Source organism: Deinococcus humi (genome assembly GCF_014201875.1).
GTDB lineage: Bacteria > Deinococcota > Deinococci > Deinococcales > Deinococcaceae > Deinococcus > Deinococcus humi.
This window is the reverse complement of the sequence record NZ_JACHFL010000026.1, coordinates 38,064-44,844: the sequence shown is the minus strand read 5'-3', so window position 1 is coordinate 44,844 and position 6,781 is coordinate 38,064. Positions and strand designations below refer to the sequence as shown.

Sequence of the window (6,781 nt, the reverse complement as noted above, 5' to 3'; positions counted from 1 at the left end):
CGGCGGTCAGGGTGGTCTTGCCGTGGTCCACGTGACCGATGGTCCCGATGTTCACGTGCGGCTTCGTGCGCTCAAACGTTCCTTTTGCCATGTTCTTTACTCCCTCCAAGTGGTGGATTCACACGCAAAAACGCCCCTTTGATCGGGTGTCCCCCGCGCATACCGCGAGGTTCTGATGGTGTGACCCACATTGGGTTGATTCTCGCCAGGGCAGTGTCCCGCCGTGCTGGCACGTTACGTTGGGAATTCCAACGCACCGAAGAAGAAGGATACAGGATCTGAATGATCAGGGCAAGTGCCAGAGCAAGCCGAAAGCCACGTGATCGATCAAAATTGAAGACGCCTGGATTCCGCCACACCGAACGCCTGTCGCCAGCCAGAGAACACACCTACTCTGCCGAACAGGCAGGACCGGTCAATGCCGGGTCCAAGCCACTACCTGTTTATCAAATGCGCCGATAAGCATGACGATGCCCAGCACAGTGCCGATGGGAAAAATCAACAGACTGAACACGCCGATGACGATGGCTGAGACGCGGCCCCAGCTACGTCCTTCTAACAGGGCGCGGCGCGTGAAATAGAGCCAGAGGATCAGAATGGCCGTGATGGCGAAAGACAGCCAGAGGACCCACTGCAGTTGATCGGGCGAGAGCTGGATGGGCGGCAGCCCTGAGGTGGCGGCCTGCTCGTCAATACGCGTCAGCACATCGGTCAGTGTCGGGCCGGAGAATGGCAACGTCAGCAGGGAAATGGCATTGTAAAAGACGCCGATCAGCAGAGGGAGGGTCAAGAACAGCAGGCGCGGGGGCCTGGGGCCAAGGTGTTTTTGCTGGGGAGAAGTAGGAGCAGTCATGACGCCCCACATTAACGTGCCTGGTTCTGAGAGACTGCAATTGAAAAAGCCCGCCTAACAAGGCGGGCCTTTCCACTCAGAGCTGATTTACTTCTTCATTAGCCCCTGGGCAATGCTGTTCGGCACCTGGGTGTAGTGGTCGAAGAACATGCTGTAGCTGGCGCGGCCCTGGGTCATCGAGCGCATGTCGGTGGCGTACCCAAACATCTCGCTCAGCGGCACGAAGGCCTTGACGATCTGGGCGTTGCCACGCGCTTCCATGCCCTGAATCTGGCCACGGCGGCTGTTCAGGTCGCCGATAATGTCGCCCATGTAGTCCTCAGGCACGGTCACCTCGACGCGCATGACTGGTTCGAGGATCGCAGGAGCACCCTTCTGGACGGCCTCCTTGAGGGCCATGGAGCCGGCAATCTTGAACGCCATTTCCGAGGAGTCCACTTCGTGGTAGGACCCGTCGTAGATGGTGACCTTCATATCCACCACTGGGAAGCCGAGCATGGGGCCGCTCTGCATGGCTTCCTCGATGCCCTTCTGCGCGGGGTTGATGTACTCGCGCGGCACCGTGCCGCCCACCACGGCGTTTTCGAACACGAAGCCGGAGCCGGGTTCCAGGGGCTCGGCCTTGATCTTCACGTGACCGAACTGTCCACGCCCGCCCGACTGACGGACGAATTTACCTTCCACGTCGGTGGCCCTGGTGATGGTCTCACGGTAAGCTACCTGCGGCGCGCCCACATTGGCTTCCACCTTGTACTCGCGCTTCAGGCGGTCAACGAGGATTTCCAGGTGCAACTCGCCCATGCCCGAGATGGTGGTCTGGCCGCTTTCCTGGTCAGACTCCACGCGGAAGGTGGGATCCTCTTCGGCCAGCTTCTGGAGGCCGATGCCCATCTTTTCCTGGTCAGCCTTCGTCTTGGGCTCGATGGCGAGCTTGATCACGGGCTCTGGAATATCGATGCTTTCCAGCAGCACGGCGTCGTCGCCGTCACCGATCAGGGTGTTGCCCGTTCCGGAGTCCTTGAGGCCGATGACGGCGCCCAGTTCGCCCGCACGCAACTCTGTCACTTCCTCGCGGCTGTTGGCGTGCATCTTCAGCAGACGGCCCACGCGCTCGCGCTTGTCCTTGGAAGCGTTCATCACGTAGCTACCGGACTGCATGGTGCCCGAGTAGATGCGGACGAAGGTCAGACGGCCCACGTAAGGGTCGGCCATGATCTTGAACGCCAGTGCGGCCAGCTTGCCGTCGGGGTCTGCAGGGAAAGCCACGGTGTCCTCGCTGTCTTCCACCTTGCCGCGGATCGCCGGCACTTCCAGCGGGCTGGGGAGGTAATCGATCACCGCGTCCAGCAGGAGCTGCACACCCTTGTTCTTCAGGGCGCTGCCGCACAGCACCGGGAAGATGCGCTTCTCGATGGTGCCCTTGCGGATGGCAGCCACCAGTTCTTCCTGGGTGGGCTCCTCGCCTTCCAGGAATTTCATCATCACATCTTCGTCCACTTCTGCAGCGGCCTCGATCAGCTGGGCGCGCATCTCGGCCACCTTGCCCGCGAACTGCTCGGGAATCTCGCCGATCTCGATCTCGGTGCCCAGATCATTGGTGAAGGTGTGGGCCTGCATCCGCACAATGTCGATGACGCCCTTGAAGTCGCTTTCCTCGCCCATCGGGTACTGCACGGGGGCGGGAATCGCGCCCAAGCGCTCACGGATATCGTTCAGCACCAGGTCAAAGCTGGCACCGGTCTTGTCCATCTTGTTGGAGAAAGCAATGCGCGGCACGCCGTAACGGTCGGCCTGACGCCACACAGTCTCGCTCTGCGGCTCGACGCCCTGGCTGGAGTCGAACACGGCCACCGCGCCGTCCAGCACGCGCATGGAGCGCTCGACTTCGATGGTGAAGTCCACGTGACCGGGGGTGTCGATGATGTTGACGGTGTATTCCTGATCGGTGCCCGAACGGGTCCACTTGGCCGTGGTGGCGGCGGCGGTGATGGTGATGCCGCGCTCGCGCTCCTGCTCCATCCAGTCCATCGTCGCCGCGCCGTCATGGACCTCGCCAATGTTGCGGTTGCGGCCCGTAAAGAACAGGATGCGCTCGGTGGTAGTGGTCTTGCCCGCGTCAATGTGGGCGGCAATCCCGATGTTGCGGAAATGGGTCAGGTAATTGCTGGCTTTGGTGGTCATTAGACTCCCTGATTCAGAGGGGAAGCGTGTCTCGCCCCCCAGGTCATTGATTGAGATGAGCAGAGAACATGCGCGCCCGGCTGGCTGCGCCCTTTACCTAAGACGGACGGCAGGAGAGCCCACCGTCCAGTCGTCAGTTCTGGGCGGAAAAACCGCTTACCAGCGGTAGTGCGCGTAAGCGCGGTTGGCCTCGGCCATGCGCTCGATATCGTCTTTCTTCTTGATCGAGCCGCCACGGCCCTGAGCGGCGTCCATAATCTCGCCGGCCAAACGCTCAATGGCGGTGCGCTCAGGACGGCTGTCGACAGCCGCCATCATCCAGCGCAGGGTCAGGCTCTGCTGACGGCGCACGCTGACCTCGACGGGCACCTGATACGTGCTGCCCCCGACGCGGCGGCTGCGAACTTCCACGCGCGGCTTGATGTTGTCGAAGGCCTGCTTGAAGATCTTCAGGGACTCCTGGCCGGTCCGCTCCTGCACGACTTTCATGGCTCCGTAGAAAATACGGCTGGCAAGGTTCTTCTTGCCGTCTTCCATGATGCGGTTGATGGTGGCGCTGACCAGTACGTCCTGATACACCAGATCGGGCTGGAGGGGACGCACTTCTGCTCTACGGCGACGTGCCATGTTGAACTCCTTGGATACTGTTTAGATGCGCTGTTGTCCGGCGCGTTCTGCTTGATTCATTGGCCTCACCTCTGGCGAACGCTTCTGGAAAACCATTGAGCGTCCCTACCGCAAGGGGGCGTGCCGACATTCCCGCGGCACAGGGGCCGCGGAGAAGCTTACTTCTTGGCCGCCTTGGGCTTCTTGGTGCCGTACTTGGACCGGCTCTTGTTGCGGTCCTTCACGCCCTGGGTGTCGAGGCTGCCGCGCACGATGTGGTAACGCACACCGGGCAAGTCCTTGACGCGTCCGCCGCGAATCAGAACGACGCTGTGTTCCTGCAGGTTGTGGCCCTCGCCAGGGATGTAGGCGGTGACTTCAAAGCCGCTGGACAGACGCACGCGCGCGATCTTCCGCAGCGCCGAGTTGGGCTTCTTGGGCGTGGTGGTCTTGACGACCGTGCAGACGCCGCGCCGGAAGGGGCTGCCCTTCAGGGCCGGAACCTTGCTCTTCTTCTGGAGCGTGGCACGCCCCTTACGGATCAATTGCTGGGTGGTAGGCAGGGTGAATCACTCCTCGTGTTCGGTGTTCCAAAGACATGCAGCTTTCTCGGAAGGTGGAGCCAGCCCACGCGTACGGGGCCGGGCGGCGGGTTGACAGATGAAGCCCTGAGGTGATCACGCACTCCTGACGGACCCTGGGGACTGTCAGCATCAGCCTGCAGGTCACTGGCCGGAGCGGCATGCCGAAAAACTCCTCGCGGTGCAACCCTGGACCGGGGCAGTTCTCAACCTTCGCATCATACGCCTGTCGGCCTCAAGGACGCAAGAGGAACGGCGGGATATGACAGAAATCCGCCTCCAGACCATTAAGGATGATCACTCGAAGCTTTCGGGAACATAACTCTCACGTTCCTGTGTGGTTTTCACATAGGAACTGCGCCCCAGGTAGACTGGGGCCTGGCCGGTGAACAGTCTCCGATCATCGTAGAGGGCAGGATCGTGACGAACTTCCAGCACCTCACCCACGAACAGATCATGGTCTCCTGTGGGGACGGTCTGAATGACCCGGCAGCGGTAGTACAGATAGGCGTCGGTCAGCGCCAGCGGCGCGTCTGGCAGAGTGGTCAGGCCCAGCCGGCTCAACTTGTCCGCCTCTGCCGGATTGAGATCGTGCAGGGACAGCACGCCCGTGCCCTGCACGGCCCTGGCATGGGTGGCGGGCAGAAAGTTAATTCCGAAAGTCCCGCTGCCCGCCACCAACGCGTGGGTGGCCCGCTCCCGGCCGATCAGCACGCCGTAGAGCGGGGGCTGGGCGCTCAGGGCGGTGTGCCAGCCAGCCGCCATGACATTGCGGACGCTGCCATGTTCCGCCGTGACCAGCGCCACCGTGCCGGGGTAATAGCCGAAAAACTGCGTGCCTGTCTCGCTGAGCATGGGGAGCAGGATAGCGGGCGGCCCTGGAAAAGCAGTGGGGCGGGCTCCTGCGCCGCTCATTACAGCCTCTGAACCAGCCCCACTGTAGATGCCCGGCCCCGTATCCTGTGGCCCATGTCGTCATCCCGCCCGACCGTGACCCGCATCGCCCCCAGCCCCACCGGAGACCCACATGTGGGCACCGCCTATATCGGCCTGTTCAACGCTGTTCTAGCGCGTCAGGGCGGCGGCAAGTTCATCCTGCGGATCGAGGACACCGATCGCAACCGTTACGTGCCCGACAGCGAGAAACGCATCTTTCAGATGATGCAGTGGCTGAATCTCACACCCGACGAATCGCCCCTGCAGGACGGCCCCAACGGCCCCTACCGCCAGTCCGAGCGCACCGAACTGTACGGCCAGCACGCGCGGCAACTTGTAGAGTCCGGCTACGCCTATTACGCCTTCGAAACGCCTGAGGAGCTGACAGCCCTACGGGAACAGGCGCAAGCCGGAGGCCATGTGATCGCCGTGCCCAGCCGTGACCTTGACCCTGGCGAGGCACAGCGGCGGGTGGAGGGGGGCGAGGCCGCCGTGATCCGCCTGAAGGTCCCGCGTGACGGCGAGACGGTGGTAAACGATCTGTTGCGCGAGCCGATTCATTTCCAGAACGCCGAGATCGACGACAAGGTGCTGCTCAAGGCCGACAGCTATCCCACCTACCATCTGGCAAACGTGGTGGACGATCACCTGATGGGCGTGACCGACGTGGTGCGCGCCGAGGAATGGATCACCAGCACCCCCATTCACGTTCTGCTGTACCGCGCCTTTGGCTGGGACGCCCCCAGATTCGCCCACATGCCGCTGCTCCGCAACGCCGACAAGTCGAAGATCAGCAAGCGCAAGAACCCCACCAGCGTCGAATGGTACATGGATCAGGGTTATCTGCCGGAAGCCATGCTGAATTTCCTGGCGACCATGGGCTGGACGCATCCGGACGGCACGGAAATCTTTGATCTGAACGAGTTCGAGCGTACCTTCCGACTGGAGGACATAACCCTGGGCGGCCCGGTGTTCGATCAGGACAAATTGCGCTGGTACAACGGCAAGTACTTGCGTGAAGTGCTAGACGAGGAGGAGGTGGCCCGGCGGCTGCACGCCTACCTGGCGGCCCACAAGTCCGACCTGCCACTGGATGACTACTTCCGGGCAGTGACCCGCCTGCTGATCCCACGGATTGAGGTCTTCAGTGATTTCCTGGAGAAGACGGGCTACTTCTGGTCCGAGGATTACCCGGTGAACGAGAAGGCACAAAAGGCCATTGACGGCGCGCGGGAGCAGCTCACGGAACTGGCGGGCCGCCTGAAGAACCTCCCCAGCTTCGATGCTGGGAGCCTGAGCGCCCTGTTCCACGCCTACGCCGAGGAGAAGGGGCTTAAGCTGGGCAAAGTGATGCCCCCGGTGCGCGCCGCCGTGGCCGGAACGCTGGAAAGCCCCGACCTACCGCAGATGCTCGAAGCCCTGGGCCGTGAGCGTGTGGTGGCGCGGGTGGAGCGGGCCGCACGCTGAACAGGCAGCACTGAGCGGGAACTCAAACGCAGGGGTGGGGGCAGGACTCCCACCCCCTTTGCATGGCATTTCAGACTGTATGGCGACACGAGGGCTATTTAGAGGCCAGCAAAAGCTGAGGCCACATGCCCGTCCGTTTCTCCATCGTCGCTGCTTC

7 protein-coding genes are annotated in these 6,781 nt (G+C 62.1%); 1 reads left to right on the top strand and 6 read right to left on the bottom strand.

Annotated features, from left to right (window positions below; translation table 11 throughout):
- From HNQ08_RS24975 to HNQ08_RS24950, 6 genes are all read right to left on the bottom strand, one after another.
- Positions 1–91 (bottom strand): GTP-binding protein (locus tag HNQ08_RS24975; RefSeq protein WP_221284252.1); only part of this gene is annotated, 91 nt, incomplete at its 3' end.
- A gap of 324 nt (positions 92–415) precedes the next feature.
- Positions 416–790 (bottom strand): hypothetical protein, encoded by a 375-nt coding sequence (locus tag HNQ08_RS24970; RefSeq protein WP_342355720.1) that lies wholly within the window; start codon positions 788–790, stop codon positions 416–418.
- A 150-nt stretch (positions 791–940) separates the two neighbouring features.
- Entirely contained in the window at positions 941–3,034 is a 2,094-nt protein-coding gene (gene fusA, locus HNQ08_RS24965) for an elongation factor G (protein WP_184137948.1), read from the bottom strand.
- A gap of 156 nt (positions 3,035–3,190) precedes the next feature.
- On the bottom strand, positions 3,191–3,661 hold the full coding sequence (gene rpsG / locus HNQ08_RS24960; RefSeq protein ID WP_039682839.1) for a 30S ribosomal protein S7: 471 nt from the start codon (positions 3,659–3,661) through the stop codon (positions 3,191–3,193).
- Positions 3,662–3,819: 158 nt separating this feature from the next.
- Positions 3,820–4,203: a 30S ribosomal protein S12 gene (gene rpsL, locus HNQ08_RS24955; protein ID WP_151847142.1), complete on the bottom strand. Its 384-nt coding sequence runs from the start codon at positions 4,201–4,203 to the stop codon at positions 3,820–3,822.
- A gap of 315 nt (positions 4,204–4,518) precedes the next feature.
- The gene (locus HNQ08_RS24950) at positions 4,519–5,076 is read right to left on the bottom strand and encodes a flavin reductase family protein (RefSeq protein ID WP_184137947.1); all 558 of its coding nucleotides are present in this window, start codon (positions 5,074–5,076) and stop codon (positions 4,519–4,521) included.
- 114 nt (positions 5,077–5,190) lie between these two features.
- Between HNQ08_RS24950 and gltX the strand changes: the two genes are divergently transcribed.
- Complete coding sequence (gene gltX, locus HNQ08_RS24945; protein ID WP_184137946.1) at positions 5,191–6,624, top strand: glutamate--tRNA ligase; 1,434 nt, start codon at positions 5,191–5,193, stop codon at positions 6,622–6,624.
- Positions 6,625–6,781 lie beyond the last annotated feature (157 nt).